The sequence below is a fragment of the Halobacillus sp. ABR2_026 genome, assembly GCF_056158545.1.
This window is the reverse complement of record NZ_JBSWTM010000001.1, coordinates 785,554-804,285: the sequence shown is the minus strand read 5'-3', so window position 1 is coordinate 804,285 and position 18,732 is coordinate 785,554. Positions and strand designations below refer to the sequence as shown.

At 43.9% G+C, this 18,732-nt stretch carries 21 protein-coding genes; 2 read left to right on the top strand and 19 right to left on the bottom strand.

Annotated elements, in window-relative coordinates:
• Position 1: 1 nt before the first annotated feature.
• From ACXADE_RS04045 to ACXADE_RS04015, 7 genes are read right to left on the bottom strand one after another with little or no spacing between them, the layout of a single operon-like run.
• Positions 2-727 (bottom strand): 2-phosphosulfolactate phosphatase, encoded by a 726-nt coding sequence (locus ACXADE_RS04045; RefSeq protein ID WP_474979230.1) that lies wholly within the window; start codon positions 725-727, stop codon positions 2-4.
• A gap of 1 nt (position 728) precedes the next feature.
• Positions 729-1,787, bottom strand: coding sequence for a phosphotransferase family protein (locus ACXADE_RS04040; RefSeq protein ID WP_474979229.1), 1,059 nt, complete (start codon positions 1,785-1,787; stop codon positions 729-731).
• An 11-nt stretch (positions 1,788-1,798) separates the two neighbouring features.
• Entirely contained in the window at positions 1,799-2,197 is a 399-nt protein-coding gene (locus tag ACXADE_RS04035) for an acyl-CoA thioesterase (protein ID WP_474979228.1), read from the bottom strand.
• Positions 2,198-2,209: 12 nt separating this feature from the next.
• Positions 2,210-3,082: a 3-hydroxyacyl-CoA dehydrogenase family protein gene (locus ACXADE_RS04030; protein WP_474979227.1), complete on the bottom strand. Its 873-nt coding sequence runs from the start codon at positions 3,080-3,082 to the stop codon at positions 2,210-2,212.
• Positions 3,079-3,657: a TetR/AcrR family transcriptional regulator gene (locus tag ACXADE_RS04025; RefSeq protein WP_474979226.1), complete on the bottom strand. Its 579-nt coding sequence runs from the start codon at positions 3,655-3,657 to the stop codon at positions 3,079-3,081. The genes ACXADE_RS04030 and ACXADE_RS04025 overlap by 4 nt, the downstream gene beginning before the upstream one ends.
• Before the next feature lie 30 nt (positions 3,658-3,687).
• On the bottom strand, positions 3,688-4,467 hold the full coding sequence (locus ACXADE_RS04020) for an SDR family oxidoreductase (protein ID WP_474979225.1): 780 nt from the start codon (positions 4,465-4,467) through the stop codon (positions 3,688-3,690).
• A gap of 4 nt (positions 4,468-4,471) precedes the next feature.
• Positions 4,472-5,683: an acyl-CoA dehydrogenase family protein gene (locus ACXADE_RS04015; protein ID WP_474979224.1), complete on the bottom strand. Its 1,212-nt coding sequence runs from the start codon at positions 5,681-5,683 to the stop codon at positions 4,472-4,474.
• Positions 5,684-6,090: 407 nt separating this feature from the next.
• Between ACXADE_RS04015 and ACXADE_RS04010 the strand changes: the two genes are divergently transcribed.
• Positions 6,091-6,651 carry a CotY/CotZ family spore coat protein gene (locus tag ACXADE_RS04010; protein WP_474979223.1) on the top strand — a complete coding sequence of 187 codons (561 nt, stop codon included), beginning with the start codon at positions 6,091-6,093 and terminating at the stop codon, positions 6,649-6,651.
• A 90-nt stretch (positions 6,652-6,741) separates the two neighbouring features.
• On the opposite strand, the gene ACXADE_RS04005 is transcribed toward ACXADE_RS04010, so the two are convergent.
• Positions 6,742-7,203, bottom strand: coding sequence for a DinB family protein (locus ACXADE_RS04005; RefSeq protein WP_474979222.1), 462 nt, complete (start codon positions 7,201-7,203; stop codon positions 6,742-6,744).
• 152 nt (positions 7,204-7,355) lie between these two features.
• Between ACXADE_RS04005 and ACXADE_RS04000 the strand changes: the two genes are divergently transcribed.
• A complete protein-coding gene (locus tag ACXADE_RS04000) occupies positions 7,356-8,192 on the top strand; it encodes an STAS domain-containing protein (RefSeq protein WP_474979221.1) in 837 nt (278 codons plus the stop codon).
• A gap of 14 nt (positions 8,193-8,206) precedes the next feature.
• Here the strand turns inward: ACXADE_RS04000 and ACXADE_RS03995 are convergent, their stop codons facing one another.
• The 11 genes from ACXADE_RS03995 to glmS all read right to left on the bottom strand — a co-directional run bounded on the left by ACXADE_RS03995 (position 8,207) and on the right by glmS (position 18,720).
• Complete coding sequence (locus ACXADE_RS03995; RefSeq protein ID WP_474979220.1) at positions 8,207-8,986, bottom strand: nucleotidyltransferase domain-containing protein; 780 nt, start codon at positions 8,984-8,986, stop codon at positions 8,207-8,209.
• Positions 8,987-9,751: 765 nt separating this feature from the next.
• Complete coding sequence (locus tag ACXADE_RS03990; RefSeq protein WP_474979219.1) at positions 9,752-11,011, bottom strand: glutamate-5-semialdehyde dehydrogenase; 1,260 nt, start codon at positions 11,009-11,011, stop codon at positions 9,752-9,754.
• A 20-nt stretch (positions 11,012-11,031) separates the two neighbouring features.
• A complete protein-coding gene (gene proB, locus ACXADE_RS03985; protein ID WP_474979218.1) occupies positions 11,032-12,162 on the bottom strand; it encodes a glutamate 5-kinase in 1,131 nt (376 codons plus the stop codon).
• 39 nt (positions 12,163-12,201) lie between these two features.
• Positions 12,202-13,044: a pyrroline-5-carboxylate reductase gene (proC, locus tag ACXADE_RS03980; protein ID WP_474979217.1), complete on the bottom strand. Its 843-nt coding sequence runs from the start codon at positions 13,042-13,044 to the stop codon at positions 12,202-12,204.
• Between the two features lie 316 nt (positions 13,045-13,360).
• A complete protein-coding gene (locus ACXADE_RS03975; RefSeq protein ID WP_474979216.1) occupies positions 13,361-13,690 on the bottom strand; it encodes a thioredoxin family protein in 330 nt (109 codons plus the stop codon).
• A gap of 57 nt (positions 13,691-13,747) precedes the next feature.
• Positions 13,748-14,050: a YetF domain-containing protein gene (locus ACXADE_RS03970; RefSeq protein WP_474982194.1), complete on the bottom strand. Its 303-nt coding sequence runs from the start codon at positions 14,048-14,050 to the stop codon at positions 13,748-13,750.
• A 3-nt stretch (positions 14,051-14,053) separates the two neighbouring features.
• A complete protein-coding gene (locus ACXADE_RS03965; RefSeq protein ID WP_474979215.1) occupies positions 14,054-14,362 on the bottom strand; it encodes a DUF421 domain-containing protein in 309 nt (102 codons plus the stop codon).
• Between the two features lie 391 nt (positions 14,363-14,753).
• On the bottom strand, positions 14,754-15,584 hold the full coding sequence (locus ACXADE_RS03960; protein WP_474979214.1) for a hypothetical protein: 831 nt from the start codon (positions 15,582-15,584) through the stop codon (positions 14,754-14,756).
• A gap of 121 nt (positions 15,585-15,705) precedes the next feature.
• Entirely contained in the window at positions 15,706-16,686 is a 981-nt protein-coding gene (gene glmU / locus ACXADE_RS03955) for a bifunctional UDP-N-acetylglucosamine diphosphorylase/glucosamine-1-phosphate N-acetyltransferase GlmU (RefSeq protein ID WP_474979213.1), read from the bottom strand.
• A gap of 20 nt (positions 16,687-16,706) precedes the next feature.
• Positions 16,707-16,877, bottom strand: coding sequence for a hypothetical protein (locus ACXADE_RS03950; protein WP_474979212.1), 171 nt, complete (start codon positions 16,875-16,877; stop codon positions 16,707-16,709).
• Between the two features lie 10 nt (positions 16,878-16,887).
• A complete protein-coding gene (gene glmS, locus ACXADE_RS03945) occupies positions 16,888-18,720 on the bottom strand; it encodes a glutamine--fructose-6-phosphate transaminase (isomerizing) (protein ID WP_474979211.1) in 1,833 nt (610 codons plus the stop codon).
• Positions 18,721-18,732: the final 12 nt, after the last annotated feature.

Below are 18,732 nucleotides of genomic sequence, written 5' to 3'. Positions count from 1 at the left end.
CTTATGTTTCCTCCTTAATTTGACCGGTTTTCCGGTCATACGTCAGCACGGTTGGGAACGCCCCCTCCTGTGCTGCAAAATCGATTTCCTTCGGATCAAGACCGGCTTTCAACAACATTTTACCTACCCTGCAATTTCTCAGTAAATCTTGAGCTCTATCTGTGGATTTGTAAAAACCGAGAGCGGTCATCGCAGCATCCGATAGTTCCCATTCATGTTGCTTTTGCATGTAATAGACAAGACTCCCTGCCCCGTAGAAGTCTTCCACAGAATATTTACCACTTGAACCTGCACACACGAGAACGACTTCCTCCCCTGGATGACGGGAAATCATATGATCAGCCATGTAAGGGTTATTCAAAAGGGAGGAAGCATATAAAGCAGATGCCTTCCTCGATTGATGCAGAGCTACCGTTCCATTCGTCGTTGTCAGTAAGAGATGTTTATTTTTTATGACCGGTTTTAAGTAAGTCCGCAATGGAGGTTCGAACCCATCAATTTTTCTCCCTTGATCTTCGCCCGCCATTAAGAAGGACGATTGAAAGGTCTTCGACTTCCGGCGGGCTTCATCTGCATTGTAAACCGGTATTACACTGAAAGCTCCATCAGCGATCGCTGCTGTAATGGTCGAAGTCGCAAATAATATATCAAATACAACGACTACTTTCCCTTTGAGCTCTTCCGGCTTAATGTCTTCTTTTTTAAAAAGGATTTCGACTGTTCCCATATTAGAGGCCTGCTGTTTGTTCCGCATGACGGATCAATCCGTTTACAAAGACATCCATACTCGCGAACCTTGGATCTTTTGTCTGCCCCTGTTTGTAACGGTAGTAGATCTGCTGGACAATCCCCGCCAGTTTGAAATATGCGAAGGTCAAATAAAAGTCAATGCCATCTAAATCACGACCGCTTTTCACCGCATAGCTGTGGATGAATTCATCTCTTGTGTAAAAACCTTTTTGAACAGTGACCGGCGTATGTCCCAATCCTGTTTTCAACAGGTCCGGATCGTCATCCTGAATCCAATAACTCATAGCCGCACCGACATCCACTAGAGGATCTCCCACGGTTGTCATTTCCCAGTCAAACAATCCGATCATTTTTGATGGATCATCATAACTGAACATGGCATTATTCAATTTGTAGTCATAATGGATAATAGATGCCTCGACAGATGCAGGAAGATGATCGATCAGCCACTGCTTCAAGCGGGCTCCTGATACAACATCATCTGTTCTGGCTTTATCATACCTTTGGATCCATCCATGGACCTGTCTTTCCATAAAGCCAGCCGGCTTTACCATTTCCATCAAGGAAGTTTCACGGTAATCCAATGAATGTAGTTCCACCAGCCGGTCGACCATTGCTGCAGAAACTTTCTCCCCAATCACACCTTCACCCTTCACACTTTCAGGAAGCGCTTGATCATAAACGTTCCCTGCCCGCCGTTCCATGAGGAAAAATGGGCAGCCAAGCACATCCCCTTCTTCAAAAAGGTAAGGTTCAGGTGCCAAAGGAAAAACAGGATATAAGGATTGCAGAACCTTAAATTCACGCTCCATGTCGTGAGCCTTCGGGGCAACAGGACCAATGGGCGGCCGTCTTAATACCGCTTTCCATTCTCCCGCTGTCAGTTCATAGGTTAAATTAGAATGTCCCGCGCCGAACTGCCTGATCACTATTTCTTCTGACGGGATATCCAGTTTTTGTCTTAAAAAATGTTCCAGTTTTCCGATATTCAGCTCTTCTCCTCGACGGACGGGCCTAGTATCTTGTGTATAAGCCATGAAGAACCTCCTTATTGAGCTGCCATTTGATAAGAAGACAAAACCGATTTCATATCATCCGTCAGAGCGACGCTTTGCTGCTGCTCGAAATCGAATTGAACAATGACAGACATCCCCGTTGCCACCCGTTCGCCTGACTCCTTTTCGAACATCTCCTGCTCTAAATGAAAACTTGACCGGCCGATTTTCACAACATGACTTCGAATGACCAGGGTCTGGTTAAAATATACTTGTTTGATGAAGTCACACTTCGTAGAGGCGAGAATGAAATTCCAATCATCTCCCACTAATGCTAAATCATTAAAAAAGCGAATCCTGGCATCTTCCATGTACACAAAAAAATTATTATTGTTCACATGACCCAGCAAATCCGTTTCACAAAACCTGACGTTCACTTCAATTTCATGCATTCTTTCTCCCCCTCAACGCATCACTTTGGAATCGTAACGATAAAATCCCTTTCCGGTCTTCCTTCCAATATCGCCGGCTTTCATTTTTTCCTCCAGGGTGGCAGAAGGCCGGTCATTCGGGTCCCCTGTTTCCTGATACTGCTGCTGCATCACATAATAGCCTACATCGATCCCTGACAAATCCATTAATTCAAAAGGGCCGATCGGATGATTCAAAGCTTTTTTCACAATTTTATCGATATCCTCAAAATCTGCATATCCACCTTCATATAAGTTCATCGCTTCTTTTTGGATAGCAAACAGGATCCGGTTAGCTACAAACCCCGAGATTTCTTTTTGCAGAAGAACCGCCGTGCGGTCCATGGCTTCGCATACTTTCATCGCCGTTGTAACCGTCTCTTTTGACGTATGTTCTCCCTGGACAACTTCGACACAATCCATAACGAGTGGTGGAAAAAAGAAGTGCATGTTGCAAATGTTTTCAGGCCTTGAGGTAGCATCTGCAATCAGGGAACTCACCATTGTCGAAGAATTAGTAGCAAAAATCGTATGGGAAGGAGCAGCTTTGTCCATGGCTGCGAATACTTGTCTTTTTACTTCCAACTTTTCAACGACGGCCTCAATAACAAGGTCCGTGTCCTCCACCGCTTCATGGAGATCTGTAGTGAATTTGAGTCGCTGAAAAGCCTCGTTCTTAGCCAGACTGGAAAGTTTATTCTTTTTGACCCATTTATCCATGATGACTGACAGTTTCTCTTCCGCTGCAGTTAGAGCATCCTCACTGATATCCTGAAGGGTGGTTTTAAACCCGGCCAACGCTCCGAGCATGGCAATTTGATGCCCCATGCTTCCTGCTCCAACCACCGTCATTTTTTCAATGGTCATACGTTTCCTCCTCGTTCTTCAATTCCACTAAGAATCATCTTCATATACAAATCAATCAGTGTCCTTTCATCCACTTCACCATCAGGATCAAACCAAAAATAACTCCAATTCGCCATACCAAGCACAGCATAGGAAATCATGTCGGCACGCATACTTTTATTAAATTCTCCCATGCATTTCCCTTCTTCCAACACCTTTTGGATGTTTTTTTGAAACTGATGACGTTTCGGTAGAATGAGAGCAGTCTTCTCTTCACTCAAGTGCCTCATTTCCTGGAAAAATACGAGCGCACTATGGCCATTCGTACGGATATTTCGGATTAACAATTCTACAAATAGATGCAGTTTTTCATGATTCGATAAATGGTGGTTGTATAGAACGCTCTCCTGCTCCTCTAACAGATGATCGATAAATGTTTCATGGATCTGAACGAGCGCATCCTCTTTGCTTTTGAAATAATAGTAAAAAGTCCCTTTCGTTACTCCATTTGCTGTGACAATATCCTGAATCGAAGTGCCCTGGAACCCTTTCTTACCGAACAGTTCGATCATGGTGTCCATCATTTTTTCTTTCACTACAATCTCCCTGCCTTTAAAAAAGTAAAATCAACAAGAGGCATGCATCCCCCCGTCAACTACAAGCACATCCCCTGTTACATAATCAGATGCCCGGCTAGCCAGGAATAGCGCTGCGCCCTTTAAATCTTCCTCTGATCCGAACCGCCCAAGCGGGGTACGATCAAGAATGAAGTCCCCTCCTTGTTCGAGTACACCTCTAGACATTTTTGTGGGAAAAAAGCCAGGCGCCAGGGCATTCACCTGAATGTTATGCATGCCCCACTTAACCGCAAGATCTTTTGTAAACGTGATGACAGCACCTTTGCTTGCGTTATACCCCACCGTTTCCATGAATCTTGGATCGGCACCACCTAAACCTGCAACAGAAGCAATGTTGATGATCTTGCCTGATTTTTGTTTGACCATATGTTCCCCTACCTTTTGAGACATGAGGAATGTTCCGGTCACATTCACATTCATTACCTTCTGGAATGCTTCTAGTGGCATTTCTAAAGAAGGGGCTCCCCACGTGGCTCCACTGTTGTTGACTAAAATATCGATCGTTCCGAACTCAGCTATTGCCTCCTCGACGACTCGATCGACATGGGATGGGATTGTGACATCACACTCAAGAGCGACGACCTTCCCACCACACTCATCTTCCAACCTGAGAGCCGTTTGTTCACAGGCTTCTTTTTTACGTGAACAGATAACTAGATCAGCTCCAGCTTCAGCAAGCCCCTCGGCAATCTGCTCCCCAAGGCCTCGACCACCCCCTGTTACGAGAGCCGTTTTACCTTTCAAATCGAAAAGATCCTTCACATGCATAGTCTCACTCCTTATACTTGGATAATTCCAGTTTGGCTATCTGCCTCCGATGTACTTCGTCCGGACCATCTGCAAGCCTTAACGTTCGAGAATTCGCCCATTGGGCAGCCAGTGTAAAATCATTGCTCACACCTGCAGCACCATGAGCTTGAATCGCCCTGTCGATGACTTTTAATGCCATATTCGGAGCCACGACCTTAATCATCGCAATCTCCGTTTTTGCTTCTTTATTTCCGACCGTATCCATCATATAAGCTGCCTTCAACGTAAGAAGCCTGGCTTGTTCAAGTTCAATGCGGGAGTCTGCGACCCATTCCCTGATCACTCCTTGATCAGCCAGCGGACGATGGAAAGCCTCCCTCTTTTGAACGCGCTTACATAATTCCTCAAGGGCACGTTCTCCAGCTCCGATTAACCGCATGCAATGATGAATTCTTCCAGGACCGAGACGTCCCTGGGCAATAGCGAATCCCTTCCCTTCTCCCCAAATCATGTTTTCTGCGGGGACACGAACACTCTGGAAATCGATTTCTGCATGGCCATGAGGCGCGTGATCATATCCGAACACAGGGAGCATCCGTTTGATTTGAACGCCAGGCGTATTCAACGGAACGAGAACCATCGACTGCTGTTCATGGCGTGGAGCATCAGGACTGGTCTTCCCCATGAAAATGGCAAATGCGCACCTCGGATCGCCGGCTCCTGAAGACCACCATTTTCGTCCATGTAGAACGTATTCATCTCCATCCCTCGTAATGCTTGCCTCGATATTGGTGGCATCAGAGGAAGCAACATCCGGCTCTGTCATGGAAAAGCAGGACCGGATTTCCCCATTGAGCAGCGGCAGCAGCCACCGTTCCTTTTGATCCTCACTCCCATAACGTGCAAGAACTTCCATGTTTCCCGTATCCGGAGCATTGCAGTTGAAGACTTCGGGACCGATTAGAGAGCGTCCCATTTCTTCGCAAAGAGGTGCATATTCTAAATTCGTTAACCCCGCACCATATGTATTATCAGGAAAGAATAAATTCCAAAGTCCTGCTTTCTTTGCTTTCGCTTTTAACTCTTCCAAAACAGGAGGTACCTGCGAAAACCGGTCGTCCTGGGCAGCCAATTGCTCTTCAAACACCCGCTCACTTGGATAAACCTGTTCCTCCATAAACGAACGGAGTTTATCAAGGTAACTTTTTACGTGATCGGAATAATCAAAGTCCATTCCTTTTCCTCCTTTCCATAACATACCAAACGGTTAGTATCTTCTATTCTATACACAATTTTCTGAAACTTCAACAAATAATGAATGACTATTCATAACTTAACATCCTATCTACCGCTCAATCCATAGGGAGCGGATAAGAAACAGTAAAAATCTCCAATAAAAAAGATGCCAGTGTACGCTGGCATCAGACCGTAGGGAAATTTTCCATGGTGTGGTAAATACCATGAACTTCAAGCTTTCATAAGCCCTCAGTACTATAAGGTATGTTATGTTCCTCTCATTGCCTTGGCTATCACCCACAATATTACAAACTATGAAGATTCTTAGAATAATAGGCACTTATACAAGCACTCTCTATGAAAAGTCATAGAATGTAGAGAAAAAACAAAGAAGGAGATGTTTTTATGAGTTGTAAAGGAAAAGACAACAGCTGCGTACGCGACGTCATCAAAGAAATCATCAAAGCTCAAGATGAAGTAGCAGGTTTGATGGATAATGGATGTTGTGATGTCAGCTGTGAGCGTTCAATCCGCGATTTGCTCTCACCTGCAGCTGAGCTTCCGCAAAACACGACGATTCCATTTATTTTGTACTGCAAAGACTGTAAACCATTCATCGGCAGCGGAGTCATCCGTAAGCAAAGAAGATTACTTGACGGCAGCTACCTTGATTGCGTGAGCTCTCCTATTTTCAGAGCGAAGAAGTTCACGGATGATGGCAAATGCGTTAAGCTTGAGCTGTTGATCCCTGTGACTGCATCCGGCGCTGAACTAGTCCGAAACTGTGGCAAAAAAGATATTTGTGACTACTTCCCTTCAAGACTGGTCGGCGAATTTCGTGCTACAGGCGTCTGTATTACTGTAGATCTTGACTGTTTCTGCAGCATTTCCTGCCTTGAGCCAACAACACCACTTATGGCTACACGCAAAGAAATGGACGACGCAATGGATCAGGCTGGAGAGTAAGTAGGAAAAGTGCGGGATGTGACTTCCTGCACTTTTTTACATAACGAATCGGGGGAACTCTCAGGGGATTAAAACGAGGACGGCGGACCATTACCCGTTCACTACCGGATTGATCCCCCACCAGCCATGACGTTTTCTTATGGTTACAATCTGACCGATATGGTATGCATTGTGCATGAATAAATTCGAAAGCGTTTCTCCCCACATCTCAAGTTTTTCTTGACTGCAGGCAGCGATTTCCTGTCTGAACAGCGCCATGACCATTTGAAAATCTGCCACGCGGCTATGCCAATCCACGCTTCCGTGATTTTGAAATGTGTCATAGTGACGCGGTCGGACAACTACTTCTTCCCCACGAAAACGACTGAGGTACCTTTCATTGTAAAAATAGAGATGATGGACGATTTCCGCAATCGAGTGGGTTTGATCATGTGCTTTTTCCATAGCTTGTGGTTCTTCCAATTCTCTAACAGCATAATTGAAGCAGACAAACCAGCTATTTTCCTCATGAACAGCTTTCAACTGTTCTAGTAACACCTCTCTTAAAGCCATTTTACCACCTCCTCTTTGCTGTTTTCCCTTTTTTGATAATCTTCAGTCAATCCTATTGGAAATGAATAGATTTACCATTTATAATGGGGGTAACTAATGACCTCTCCGACAGCTCCACTTAGAGGATCATTCATATAGAGAGGAGCTTGCAGATGGAATCGAATCAAGCATTACATGACTTTCTCTTACAGAAAGCAGATGTTCTAACAGAGGAATGGTATGATTCGTTAAACCAGCATGATGTATCAGGGGTCTATGCATCCAGAGATGATACGACCATCAATCATTTAAAAGCCCAGAATTATGAATTTCATAAATACATGCGTCAACTTTTCATTTTGGAACGGGATGAATTTTTCAGCAGCATTCAAGGGTGGATTATTGAGATTGGCCGTGATCCTCACCATTTAGAAACCCCGACTCACGAAATCATCCGAGAATTCATGCGTGTGAGGGAACAATACCTGGACTTTCTCGAAGAATTCATTGCCCAACAGGAGACAGAAGTGCCCCGAGCTCAGGAAAATAAATGGAAACGGCTCTTAATCGAAGTGTTTGATGAAATCGTGTTCAAAGTGACAGAAGAAAAATCCAAACAACTGAACAAAAAGATTGACCACCAGCAAACGGTCATCAATGAATTGAGTTCTCCACTTATTCATCTGTCCCATGAACGAGCACTGCTGCCCCTCGTTGGCAATATTGATACCGAGCGAGCAGCAGCAATCCTTGAAAACACATTAAGAAATTGTACGGAAGAACATATCGATGTTCTCTATATTGATTTATCAGGGGTTTACCTTGTAGACACGATGGTTGCCCAACAAATCTTCCAATTGATCGACAGCCTCCAGCTGATCGGTGTTTCTTCCACATTGGTGGGCATCCGACCGGAAATCGCCCAGACAGCTGTCCAGCTCGGTGTTGATTTTAAAAACATAACGACTACAGCCACCCTGTCCCAGGCGATGGCTGGTCAATCCTATTAAAAGATAGAACTCTCTTAGACGGGAGTTCTATCTTTTATTTCTTTGATCATTCTCTTTAAGAATGGAAGGGTGTACATCTCCTCCCCCCAGCACTCTTCCAGCCATTCAAGGTGGCTCTCCATCAATCCGGCCATACCACATACAGCTTCTACATGGCCTTCTAAATCAATTCGGCGATATACCTCTTCAAATTCCTGCAATGCAGAAGAAGGAAGGTCGCGCCAAGCCGATTTCATTCCAAGCTGTGCTCTCTCCGGTGTGTATTTCCTCAAAAGAATTTTAGCCAGATTCAACGCTATATCATGAGCGACTTTAACAGCCCATAGCTCATTCCCCCGGTCTGCCGCTTTCTTATACTGCAAGAAAAAGAATGCCACATCGTCGACTGCATACAGAAAATCTTCGTCTGCCAACCAAAGGTTCTGGTGTCTTCTATGTTTCTCCATACGGTCTTCAGGATCATACAGCACGTGAAAGTAATCTTTATGTATCAATGTATCTTCAGTCACGGTAAAAAGGTCGACATGCAATAAGTTTTCATATACCGCAATGATTTGAGGCGCGATGATATAAATATCATCATAAAAAATGAAGGACGCATAGCTTTCTAAATGTCGCCGTCGCTTCTTCAGGAACAAAGACTGATCTCCTTCATCAACCATCACATATATATCTACATCTGAGTGCACATCTTCTTCCCCGCGTCCCATCGAACCTTTGAGAAAGACAGCTTTTACAAGGGGGTCTTCCTTCAAACTGTCTGTAATTGCTGCTACAGCATCTGTCTGTCTCATCATATCCCTCCTAAAGATAAAGATTACACTATCATATAACAGTTTGAATTTTTTGTAAAAGAAGGGAGCTCAGTCTCCTCAGGCCACGCCTTCCATGGGCTCACCTATCCACACGTCCCATAGCTTTTTTTCGATTTCTCCACTCCTTTGCGAAGGGAGTGTCTCGAAACTACTTTCAGAAGTAGGCACTCTCTATACGAATGGAGAGCTGTATCCCTTATCTCCATCGTATGGATGGAGCTCATAACCGCTTGTTATAGAGCACTTTCTTACTATAGATAGTAATAGAGGAAGGTGCTCCTTCTTGGTGTAGGGGGTCGTTTCTCGCATGATTGAATGGGGTGGTTGGGAAGCTGCGAGACTCCCGTGGGAGAAAGAAGATCGGCGAGATCCCGCCGGGCGGTAGCCCGAGGAAGCTCGTCACTCCCCCACAGGAGAGCGAGTGGCTTCCCAGCCACCCCTGACGCTCAACCAGGCAATGAACCCCCGGAACATCTCAAACTGAGTCTTCAAGAAAAGGGAGCTTTCGTTGAATAAGCCAACTATAAAAATGAGGAACCTCCATAAAATCGGAAGTTCCTTTTTTGCAGTAATATCAACACTAAACTTTAACAGAGCCTTTGTATTTGATTCTAAAGATAGATAGAAGAAGACGCTTCTAGCATAAGGATTCCAGAAGCCGTCCCTTTGCGAGAAAGGAAGCGCATTCCTTGTGTTGTCCCATATAAAAAGAGGAACTCCTGAGAGTTCCTCTTTCGTTAATGATTATCTGATTTGACCGGTTCCCTTCATGAGAAACTTCACAGTAGTCAGAGCTGGAAGCCCCATTGGTCCCCGGGCATGCAATTTTTGTGTGGAAATGCCGATTTCTGCTCCGAATCCAAGCGCACCACCGTCAGTAAAACGTGTGGATGCATTGTGATAAAGCGCTGCTGCATCGACAAGAGCAAAGAACTTATCTGCTGCTTCCTGATCATCCGTCACGATAGCCTCAGAGTGCTTCGTACCATACGTTTCAATATGGGAGATCGCATCCGTCAGATCATCGACAGCTTTTACGGCAATATCTGTGCTCAAGTATTCATTCGCCCAGTCTTCTTCGCCGGCAAGTACAGCCCCCGGAATGATATTAAGGATATGCTCATCACCGTGTACAGAAATATTGTTTTCTTTCAATGCTGCGATAAGCGCATCTTTGTTGTCATTCAACCACTCTTTATGAACTACAAGTGTTTCGGCAGCGTTACACACCGCCGGGCGGTCTGTTTTAGCATTCACAAGGATATTAATCGCTTTTTCAACATCTGCATGCTTATCCACATAGATGTGGCAATTTCCAACGCCTGTTTCAAGTACAGGCACGGTTGCGTTCTCAACAACAGCTTGAATTAACTTGCCACCTCCACGAGGAATGAGAACGTCAATGTGTTCTTTCATTTTGAAGAGTTCATTTGTTGCTGCACGGTCTGTAGATGCGATGAATTGTACAGCTTCTTTAGGAATCTTTGTTTCTTCCAAACCACGGTGCATTACTTCAACAATGGCCTGGTTCGAATGGATGGCAGAAGATCCACCTTTCAGAACGATCGCATTTCCGGATTTCAACGCCAGTCCTGTCGCATCAACGGTAACATTCGGACGAGCTTCATATATCATACCAATGACGCCAAGGGGGGCGGTGACTTTTTCCACTTGCAATCCATTTTCAAGTGTCCAGTCCGTCAGCACTTTACCGGTCGGATCTTCAAGTTTGGAAACATCACGCAATCCTTGAGCAAATTCAGCGATACGCTCTTTGGATAGAGACAAACGATCCATAAATGCTTCCGTGAAGCCTTTTTCACGGCCATTTGTTAAATCTTTTTCATTGGCATTCAGAATCGTTTCATATTCGCGTTCAAGAACATCTGCTAAATGGTTCAACGCCTGGTTTTTCTCTTCTTCTGAAAGAATCATCAGTTTTTTCGAAGCTTTTTTTGCTTCTATTGCTTGTGCTTCAACATTCACATTTGTTGTAAGTGTCATCAAAGACCTCCTTGAGTATTTTAAACGCCTACGGGCAGGGCAACTTCTAAATGGCAGACAAAATCTTTCCGTTCAATGGCTGCTTGTTCATAGGATTCAAGTTCAGGTTCAGTCAAGCTGATCATTTCTTCCATTTCTTCAGAAGAATAATTTACGACTCCAAGACCAATTTCATCTCCGTCAAGATCATAGATGTGAACAACGGCTCCTTTTTCAAAGCGGCCTTTCACATGATGAACATTCATTGGTAGAAGGCTGCTCTTCATTTCAACCATCGATTCTTTCGCCCGATGATCGATAATGACTTCCCCTTCTGGTCCGGAATTGAAGGCAATCCACTGTTTCTTCTGATCAAGGTTTTCAGAGTCTGTCGTCGTTTCAAAGTACGTTCCTGTTGCATTACCGTATACAGCATCATAAACGATATTCGGCGTGTTGGCTTTTCCTAAGAAGGAAGCAATGCCGGATGCCATGGAAATCTTAAAGGCATCAATTTTGGATTTCATACCGCCTGTTCCAACTGCACTGCCTGGATCACCAGCTGCGGCTTCGATTTCTGGAGTAATTTCGTGGACTTTGTCGAGTAGTTTTGCATTCTCATCTTTTCTAGGGTCTGCATCATAAAGGCCATCAATATCAGATAGAATGATCAATTGGTCGGCGTCCACTAGACCTGCAACTTTAGCAGAGAGTGTATCATTATCACCGAACTTCAAACGGTCGATTGTAATAGTGTCGTTTTCGTTGACGATTGGTATGATTCCGCGTTCCAGTAGGACATTGATGGTGTTTCTTGCGTTGTTGTAGCGGTCTTCATCAGAAAAGTCACTGCGAGTAATGAGGATTTGAGAACCCATATAGCCATGGGATAGGAAAAGATCGGAATAAGATTCCATCAACAATCCCTGACCGATGGATGCGGCCGCTTGCTTTTCAGGCAAGGCGCTCGGGCGCTCAAGGCATCCGAGTTTACGATAACCTGCAGCTACGGCACCTGAGGATACGAGTAGAACTTCGTGGCCGTCGTCTTTCAGTTGAACGACTTCATCTACTAATTTTTCTAATTTACGGCGGCTTACTTCACCGTGCATGCTGGTGAGGGAACTACTCCCTATTTTAATTACTACCCTTTTTTTATCTTGACTCAACATATCACTCCTGTTTAACTTTTTCGCGTCTGTCATCTATCGTTACTTACTACCTACAAGTAATCCTTCAAGTTCTTTGCTCAATTCTTTTGAACGGCTGGCTGCTCCACGTACTGCTTCAGAAATCGCGTGGCCTCCACCCGCCTGATTAAGCGCATCAAGACCTGCAGCTGTCGTTCCATTCGGAGATGTCACATTTTCACGTAGTTCTGTCGGACTCTCATCACGTTCAAGCATCATTTTTGCTGCTCCCAGCAAAGTTTGAGCTCCAATTTCACGTAGAGTTTCACGATCCATGCCTTCCGCACGACCTGTTTCTTCTATATGCTCCATAAGGTAATAGAAGTAAGCGGGGCCGCTTCCTGCTATTCCTGTAAATACATCCATTTTATCTTCTTCGATAACGAATACTTCGCCAATGGATTTCAATAGATCTTTAGCTACAAGGACATTGTCCATGTCTGCAAAACGCCCTGGTGTAATAGCTGTTGCTGATTCACGCAGCATGCTTGATGTGTTAGGCATAACACGAATCACTTGTTGTCCTTCATTCAATCTTTCTTCCATATATGATGTTGAGATTCCCGCAAGTACTGAAACAAGCACTTGATTTGGTGTCAATTTATCTTTTAAGTCATCGAGTACAGCATCGATATCTTTCGGTTTCATTGCCAGAATGAACTGGTCAACTTCTGCGAAATTTAAATCTGCTTTTAATACTGTACGTACGCCATATTGATGATTGATCTCGTTTAAACGTTCTTGATTACTTCTATTGGTCACGATGATGTTCTCAGCTGGAATATTACCGGATTCCACCATGCCTGAAATCATCGCTTCAGCCATTGAGCCTGCACCTAGAAAAGCAATCGTTTGTTTAATCATATTGGGTTAATCTCTCCCGTTCGCATTTTTTGTTCGCTTTATTTAAGACGTTTTTCATCATAACATTGGGCAAAACTTATTCAAGGGGTTTTTGGCAAGTCGGGTTTATATAAGCCAATTAGTTAGTGTAAACGGTTTCACCGCGAGGTATTTCCATTTCATCGCTTCTCATCGCAAATAATCTCGTCTCATACCTATATTTGCGCATTGAATTTTTAAGAATAGCCGGAGAAACCTAAATTGAGGGAATTATCTGACTAATAAAGTCCTTAAAAAGCCATATAAAAAACCATCTGTTGAATATCTCAACAGATGGTTAACCTTCATGGATAAAATGATTTAGCTTTACAAGCTGTTGGTTCAATTCACCAATGGGTACAAAACGGGCTTTTCGGAATAATTCTTTCCCTTCCGAGTAAATGAGAACAGCAGGCACAGTCATGACAGAATATTCTCCTGCTACCTGAGGGATTTCATCCGCATTTACCTGCCTGGCTTCAATTCTAGGATAATCTTTCAATAAGTTCTCTACTTGAGGACGTAGACCATGACATACGGAGCATCCCGGTCGTGAAACGTATACAATTGATAGAGAATGGTCGTGAACGAATGTGTTTAATTCTTCGATGGTGTTTACAAATTCCACTTTTCTCACCTCTCTTACATTATAGCAAGGAATAGAACGAATTGCCTGTCATGACGCTCAATTCAAACGATCAGGATGGACTTCCCGATGATTTTTCGTTTCAACTTCTTTGAAAAGGTCTTCCCTTGCTGATTGTGGCAAGGGGGTTTGAGTGGCCTGGTTCGGATTCAACATCCGCTTCAGCGACAGAATTTGATCTCTGAGCTCATCTATGTCCTGTTTTGTTGCAGGTTTCATATGATCCTTCAATTCAAACCCTACCTGGCCATTCGGCTCTAATGTCGCTGACTTTACATCGGCTATGGAAGAGATACTGCTTTGTCTCAGCTTCATTTCCAACTGATCTACAGTAAATCGCAGCTTCTATATATTCCTTTCATTCATCTGTCCATTTTCAATAACAGAGACAGCACGCCCGGTCAGGAACCGTTCCATAAAGTCGAATTTTACCTGTGTAAATTCCATCAGAATCAAAGTAACGACAAGAACGCCACCCACACCAAAAGTCACCCATATATTTTTCCCGGCTACTGGTTGAATCAACAGGGAGCCAATAGCGATCATGATCACCGTTTGTGACAATGTCATCTGCGAGATCGACTTCCTACCGGCAACCCGGAGAATGATTGTACCTATGATAATGATAAGAACTGATTTCCATACCCAGTCCATACTAGCCACCTCTTCAATCGATAAGAATAGGAAGATCCACGTGAAACTTTGAAAAAACAACAAATAAGGGAGGGATATCTGTGATGGGGTGCCTCCCCCGTTGCTTTCTTTCCAAGACTATTTATGTATTCGTTTCTGCTAAAGGATAAAAAGCCATGGCTTAAAATGAATCATCCATCATGGATAATCTCTCCTGATTCTTTGAAGAATATCCATAATAATATCAGAAGTCGTTCCTTCGATTTTCAGTCCTGCTTTTGTTTAACCCCTTTTCCTATTTATAAAACACCTTCTTGATATCCCAGTCATCCTTCCCTCTATAACCTCTCAGGCAAGCAGAGCGGTCCATAGAAGGAGACACAAAGAAAAAGAACTGACATCCGTCAGTTCTTTACCCTTCCATTTGTTTGTTCTTATAAAGCTTCCAATAACTATAATCATGAACAGCCACCCCGCCATAACCTGGATGACCGGAGAAGCTCTGGTTTAGACCGGTTAATTCCTGTTCCATGCGCATAGGTGGACTATCATAGAAAGTCGTATAGCTGCCTTCATCCGTTTTAATAACATTTACAGCTATGACTACTGACTTCCCTTGATTGGCCGCTTCTTCCACAATGGGTGAGGCAATATGTTTAATTCCATTCTTCCCTTCCAGGTAATCACGGTAAGCCATGATGGTCATGGAATCAAGTTGAGCCAGCATCCATTCACTCAGGGATTGACTTTTCCCTGGTACATTTAAATCATTGACCCAAAATGGAAAATCTCCGCTTAATTGGAGCTTCTGCTCTCCTTTTTTAGCTTCCTTTCTCAGAAAAGTGATATTATCCATCCATTGGGTAATGACTTTATCCTTATTGCTTTTCCACTCTGTCAGCAGGTAAGGTTCAATGTCCATATGCACTCCTTGAAACCTCGCTTCTTCAGTCACTCCTTGGTTGTAACCCTTAACGACAGCCATAAAGGAAGCAAGACTGTCCTGATTCTTTTTCAAGGCCCAATTGGGGTCTCCTCCAAGGGCAAACACTTTTATATCTTGATCCGAGGCTTCTTCTATAAACGCCTGCACTTTCTTCTCATCTAATCCTTCTCTACTGACATGCAGATAAATCAAATTGACATCCTGTTCTTTAGCGAATTCTATATTCTCTTCGATGCCGCCTTCCATTTCACTCAAATCCCAGATCCAAGTTGCCTTTACTTGTGATTCCTGACTCATATAGACTCCAACCCCAATAGTTAGAAGAAGCATTACTACCAACACGAGGATGCTTTTTCCACGGAATAATTTTTGTTTAAAGAAAGACCTTTCACGTTGGAAAGGCCTTTCTTTACTTATTTTATTTAACATAAGGCATGGCACTGATATCATTTGTTCTGGAGAAGTTTTGTATCTTGGTACGATCCTTCGCACGGTAATCTTCGAGGTCGACGTCCGGTCCAATGATACAATTTTCACCAATTTGAGTCTTCCCTCTTAAATGGGTTCTCGGCTCTATAACGGTATCTACGCCTATTGTTACATCTGCTCCGATATAAGTGGAAACAGGATCAATGATGGTAACACCGTTTTCCATATGATCATCAATAATTCGCCTTTGTAGAATTTTTTCCGCTTTTGCCAGCTGTGAGCGGTCATTGATGCCCAGTCCTTCCTCGACATCCTGAATGCTTGCTGCTGAAATCTGTTCCCCTTTGTGTTGAAGAAGCTCGATCACATCCGGTAAATAATATTCCCCTTGCTCATTATCGGTCGATACAAGTTCCAGGGCCTCAAATAAAAGACGGTTATCAAAACAGAAGATTCCTGAATTGACTTCATTCACCTTTCGTTCCTGTTCCGAAGCGTCTTTTTCTTCAACGATTCGTTCCACCTGTCCATCTTCCTTGCGAATAATACGACCATATCCTGATGGGTCTTCCGGTTGCATCGTCAAAATTGTAGCACCGGCTTTCGTTTCACGATGAAGATCTAAACACTTCGATAGGGTGCCACTGGAAATGAGCGGTGTATCTCCAGTGATTATAAGGGTCGATCCTTCAAGGTGACCCAATTGTTCACGACACATTTTCACAGCATGGGCTGTACCCAACTGCTCAGCTTGGAATGCATAATCCACGGAGGAACCCAATTGCTCTTTCACTCGCTCACTCTGATGACCGACGACGGTTACAATCTGATCGATGGAAAGACGATTGAGTTGATCGATGACGTGTTCGACCATCGGTTTTCCACAAACCTGGTGAAGAACTTTCGGGAGATCTGATTTCATCCTCGTTCCTTTACCTGCAGCTAGTACAACAGCAAACGTTTGGCTCATCTCATTTCCTCCATTTCTATCTATTCTTGTATGGGCTGGACGAATGGTCTTAATTGCTCCATGACCTCATCGATGATCTGTCGATCGGTTTGGATTTCCTCGTTTTCAACCTTTTCATAAACCCCAACCATTAAACTTTTTAAATCTTTCGTTTTAAGATTCGTCTGTTGACGCTCCATCACTTCCATCATGATTAGGCACCTATTCGACCGTTACACTTTTCGCAAGGTTTCTTGGCTTGTCCACATCATTGCCAAGAGCAAGAGAGGTATAATAAGCAATCAATTGTAATGGAACGACAGTAAGCAGTGGAGTTAGAATGGAAGGAGTATTCGGAATGTAGCATGTTTCATCTACATACTCCCACACATCTAAGTTCCCTTCTTCTGCTACACCCAGCACCTGGGCTCCTCGTGCTTTGACTTCTTTAACATTTCCCATCATCTTTTCGCTTACCTCATCTTGAGTAATGAGGGCAACGACAGGCGTCCCTTCTTCGATCAGAGCAAGTGTTCCATGCTTCAGCTCTCCAGCAGCATAGGCTTCAGAGTGGATATATGAAATTTCCTTCAATTTCAAGGAACCTTCCAAAGCAACGGCATGATCCAATCCTCTTCCAAGGAAAAAGACACTTTTAGCATCCTTAATGGAGTCACTATACCAGCGAATACCTTGAGAGTGCTCCAACATTTCCTCTATTTTACCTGGCAGATCCAAAATAGAATCGATCAGCTGATGATGGGCTTCTTCTGTGATCGTCTGTTTCCTTTCAGCTAGGTGAAGAGCTAACAAGTAGAAAGACAATACTTGTGTCGTATACGCTTTTGTAGATGCGACGGCAATTTCCGGGCCAGCCATTGTCAAAATGACCTCATCTGCTTCCCGTGCAATGGAACTTCCAACGACGTTTGTAATCGCCAGAACATTCGCTCCAAGGTGTTGACTTTGACGCAGCGCAGCCAGAGTATCGGCTGTTTCTCCAGATTGACTGACAACGATGACCAATGTCTTTTCATCAATAATTGGACGACGATAACGAAACTCTGACGCTACCTCTACATCGACGGGAATCCGCGTAAGTTCTTCTATAACATGTTTGCCGATCAATCCTGCATGGTAAGCCGTCCCACAGGCTACGATCGTAATTTTGTTCCATTGCTGAATCGTTTCATCCGACCACTGTAATTCATCGAAGTCTACGCGCTTCGTCTCTTGATCAAGACGACCAGTCATTGTTTTTTCCAGAGCTTTTGGCTGTTCAAAGATCTCTTTCAGCATGAAATGATCGTAGCCATTTTTTTCTGCTTGTTCCATATCCCAATCCACTCGGAAAATATCACGGTTCAACTCTTTCCCTGTCTCCGTTTCCAACAACGTAACATTTTCTTTTGAAAGAATCGCCATTTCCCCGTCTTCTAAAATATAAATGTCGCGTGTATGTTCAAGTAAAGCTGGGATATCTGAACTGATCAAGGATTCTCCATCTCCAGCTCCGATGATAAGTGGACTCGCTTCCCGGACAGCATAAAGACGATTCGGATCATGCTGGGAAACAATCCCCAGTGCATAAGCGCCTTCGAGTCTGCGAACCACTTTCTGGATTGTGGACACCATCTCTCCGTCATATAGATGAGAGAACAAATGGGAAATCACTTCAGAATCTGTTTCGGATATAAACGTGTAGCCTTCCTGCTTCAATTCTCGTTTGATTTCCATGTAGTTTTCAATAATCCCGTTGTGAACCACCGCAAATTCTGATTTCGCATCCAGATGCGGATGGGAGTTTTCATCCGAAGGACGACCATGTGTCGCCCACCTCGTATGCCCTATTCCCATTGAACCGGAAAGAGGAGACTGCTCCAGTTTTTCTTCTAACGTCCCAAGTCGACCTTCTGATTTTTCATGTTCCAGTGTATCTCCATTATTCATAGCAATCCCTACTGAGTCATAGCCTCGATATTCGAGTTTACGCAGTCCTTCGGTTAATACACGCTGTGTTTCTTTATCTCCAATATACCCCATGATTCCGCACATATTTATTCATCT

Excerpts from the sequence above, each read along its gene's own strand:
- ACXADE_RS04000 (WP_474979221.1), top strand. The coding sequence starts at position 7,356 with ATGGAATCGAATCAAGCATTACATGACTTTCTCTTACAGAAAGCAGAT.
- glmS (WP_474979211.1), bottom strand. The coding sequence starts at position 18,720 with ATGTGCGGAATCATGGGGTATATTGGAGATAAAGAAACACAGCGTGTA.
- ACXADE_RS04020 (WP_474979225.1), bottom strand. The coding sequence starts at position 4,467 with ATGCATGTGAAGGATCTTTTCGATTTGAAAGGTAAAACGGCTCTCGTA.
- proC (WP_474979217.1), bottom strand. The coding sequence starts at position 13,044 with ATGATTAAACAAACGATTGCTTTTCTAGGTGCAGGCTCAATGGCTGAA.
- ACXADE_RS04015 (WP_474979224.1), bottom strand. The coding sequence starts at position 5,683 with ATGGACTTTGATTATTCCGATCACGTAAAAAGTTACCTTGATAAACTC.
- ACXADE_RS03995 (WP_474979220.1), bottom strand. The coding sequence starts at position 8,986 with ATGAGACAGACAGATGCTGTAGCAGCAATTACAGACAGTTTGAAGGAA.
- ACXADE_RS03960 (WP_474979214.1), bottom strand. The coding sequence starts at position 15,584 with ATGAGTCAGGAATCACAAGTAAAGGCAACTTGGATCTGGGATTTGAGT.
- glmU (WP_474979213.1), bottom strand. The coding sequence starts at position 16,686 with ATGAGCCAAACGTTTGCTGTTGTACTAGCTGCAGGTAAAGGAACGAGG.
- ACXADE_RS03990 (WP_474979219.1), bottom strand. The coding sequence starts at position 11,011 with ATGACACTTACAACAAATGTGAATGTTGAAGCACAAGCAATAGAAGCA.
- ACXADE_RS04030 (WP_474979227.1), bottom strand. The coding sequence starts at position 3,082 with ATGACCATTGAAAAAATGACGGTGGTTGGAGCAGGAAGCATGGGGCAT.
- ACXADE_RS04035 (WP_474979228.1), bottom strand. The coding sequence starts at position 2,197 with ATGCATGAAATTGAAGTGAACGTCAGGTTTTGTGAAACGGATTTGCTG.
- ACXADE_RS04045 (WP_474979230.1), bottom strand. The coding sequence starts at position 727 with ATGGGAACAGTCGAAATCCTTTTTAAAAAAGAAGACATTAAGCCGGAA.
- ACXADE_RS03950 (WP_474979212.1), bottom strand. The coding sequence starts at position 16,877 with ATGATGGAAGTGATGGAGCGTCAACAGACGAATCTTAAAACGAAAGAT.
- ACXADE_RS04040 (WP_474979229.1), bottom strand. The coding sequence starts at position 1,787 with ATGGCTTATACACAAGATACTAGGCCCGTCCGTCGAGGAGAAGAGCTG.
- ACXADE_RS03965 (WP_474979215.1), bottom strand. The coding sequence starts at position 14,362 with ATGGACTGGGTATGGAAATCAGTTCTTATCATTATCATAGGTACAATC.
- proB (WP_474979218.1), bottom strand. The coding sequence starts at position 12,162 with ATGTTGAGTCAAGATAAAAAAAGGGTAGTAATTAAAATAGGGAGTAGT.
- ACXADE_RS04010 (WP_474979223.1), top strand. The coding sequence starts at position 6,091 with ATGAGTTGTAAAGGAAAAGACAACAGCTGCGTACGCGACGTCATCAAA.
- ACXADE_RS04005 (WP_474979222.1), bottom strand. The coding sequence starts at position 7,203 with ATGGCTTTAAGAGAGGTGTTACTAGAACAGTTGAAAGCTGTTCATGAG.